Annotated in this window: 3 protein-coding genes; all 3 read right to left on the bottom strand. The window is 38.1% G+C overall.

From position 1 onward, the window contains the following. Positions 1 to 95 precede the first annotated feature (95 nt). From EII41_RS13410 to EII41_RS13400, 3 genes are read right to left on the bottom strand one after another with little or no spacing between them, the layout of a single operon-like run. A complete protein-coding gene (locus EII41_RS13410) occupies positions 96 to 596 on the bottom strand; it encodes a hypothetical protein (RefSeq protein ID WP_124751619.1) in 501 nt (166 codons plus the stop codon). Between the two features lie 57 nt (positions 597 to 653). Further along, positions 654 to 1,208, bottom strand: coding sequence for a hypothetical protein (locus tag EII41_RS13405; protein ID WP_124751620.1), 555 nt, complete (start codon positions 1,206 to 1,208; stop codon positions 654 to 656). 25 nt (positions 1,209 to 1,233) lie between these two features. After that, positions 1,234 to 1,683: an META domain-containing protein gene (locus EII41_RS13400; protein WP_124790981.1), complete on the bottom strand. Its 450-nt coding sequence runs from the start codon at positions 1,681 to 1,683 to the stop codon at positions 1,234 to 1,236. Positions 1,684 to 2,255: the final 572 nt, after the last annotated feature.

The following is a 2,255-nucleotide window of genomic DNA, read 5'->3' as shown; positions in this document are numbered from 1 at the left end:
AACTTTTATCACGTTCAACTCTCTGACATGCGGCTCTTCTCCGTTCTGCTCCTTTCTTTCGTGTCCGCAAGGGGTGAATTGATTTAAATACGTACCTATTCTATTTTAAAGGTAACTTTTGCCGATTGAGCAAGTTTGTCAACTAAAATGCCGTAACGAAAAACGTCAGGCTGGGTTGCATCACCATCCACCTTTAATAAGTAGGTATAAGCATTGGTTCCTGTTCTTACAAATGAATGCTCCATATTCGTTACTTGATTACCATAGGTTCCATATCCCAATAGCAGTGTGTGTTTCGAGAAATCGATCTGTTGTAAATCTTTGAAGTGTTTTAAATCTTCTTCGGTAAGTACCGATTTAAGTTCTTTCTCTGACCGGATAACCTTCGATTCTTTATGGTTACCTATCGCGGTTATTTTGGGCAGTTTTTTTATTATGGTTACTTCTGGAGAATTTGAGTTACCGGAAGAGATTGAATCTTCATTTTGCATCTCTTTTTCTACGGTCACTTCAGGAGCAATAACATCTTTCTTGCACCCCGATCCTGCTGTTAGCAAAAACAGAGCGCCTATCCATAAAATAATTTGCTGTTTCATGTTTTTTTGTTTTTTAAAATGCAGAAGCCAATATGGATAAAATTATTTTCTTCATGATCATTTGAGTTTTTTTATTGCTATTATTTTAATTTCAGGGATTAATGTCCCCGGCCAACAAGTATATTTTGAGTCTAATAACTGATAATCGACAGATACTTTCAATTTGTCTATTTTGTATTCATCCGCCAAATTCACAGGAAAATAAGGTTTGTTATTTATTAGTACAAGCCAACCACAGCCGTCTGTCGCCGGATTCTCATAAACAATCATAGACTCGTATTGCTGTTGAAGCTTTTTGATGGCTACTATCTTAATTTCAGGGATTAATGTCCCCGGCCAACAAGTATATTTTGAATCTAATAACTGATAATCGACAGACACTTTCAATTTGTCTATTTTGTATTCATCCGCCAAATTCACAGGGAAATAAGGTTTGTTATTTATTAGTACAAGCCAACCACAGCCGTCTGTCGCCGGATTTGCATAGTCAATTACAGCCTCTGCTTTCCGAACTTCAAGTTCTTCGGGGCTTCCTAATTTGTTCATTTCGCACCCCACTCCTCCTATCAGCAAAAGCAGGGCACCTATCCATAAAATGATTTTTGTCTTCATATCTTCTTTTTTTAAAGGTTTATAATTACTTTCCGCGTTTCGGATATTTCTTTTTAAACAGCAAATAATGGGTATCACTATAATATAATTTCAATTGCTTTGAAACTATTTCGAAGCGATGAACTTTATATAAAGCCTCTACATAGTTTCGACCATCGAAAAGTTCATTGATTTTAGTTCCTCCTATTTTTAGAAAATGAAGGCTTTCACCTTTTATCTGGTACTCTCCACCTATTTCATTTGTAGAAGTATGTCCTGTTATCGTTCCGTCACTTAAAAATGTTATTGTATAGCATTTTTCACACTCTTTGGGTTCGGCTTCCCGCAAAGTATGGTCTGCCGTGTTGCCGAAACCAGCCAGTTTCCATGTCCCGTACAATTCGGTAGAACCGTACTCTTCTTTCTCTTTCTCACACCCTGCTCCTGCCATTAGCAAAACCAGGGCACCTATCCATAAAATAATTTGCTGTTTCATGTTTTTCTATTTTTAAAAATTGATACATGTTTCCGCGTTCCGGATATTTCTTTTACGCTGCGCCTCCGGTGCGGTTTGCGAGGCGCATCGGCTTGTGGGGCGGAATATCGGTTGTTTTTTCCATAGTCTTATATTTTTTGTTATGGTACGACAAAGGTATAAATGTTTTTTTGATAAGATGCAACTATTTCGCCTGTTTTTTGGATGTTTTTTTGGTACCCGGAAAATAACCATTAATCATTTTCCAACCAAGGGCTAAAAGCCCGTTTTATTTCAGCCCCATTCCGCAAGGGTGGGGATTGATGTCCATTCCTTGTTTGGGAGGGCTGTAAGCCTGAATTAATTTGTCAGCATTCAGCATTCAGCCAACAGTCAAACAACTCAACACCTCAACATCTCAACGCCCGCAGGGCATCACTCTTCACTTTTCACTTTTCACTCTTCACTCTTCACTACTACTTTGACTACCCTGACTACTTTGCTCCATTTTTCACTTCTCGTTTTTCACTTATCTGCATTATTTGCGTTCGGATATTCTGATTTCGACATTTTATATCAGGCTTACAGCCCTC

It is taken from the genome of Tannerella forsythia, from assembly GCF_003860135.1.
GTDB classification, from domain to species: domain Bacteria; phylum Bacteroidota; class Bacteroidia; order Bacteroidales; family Tannerellaceae; genus Tannerella; species Tannerella forsythia_A.
The sequence above is the reverse complement of the archived record's forward strand: the minus strand, read 5'-3'. Positions and strand labels throughout refer to the sequence as shown.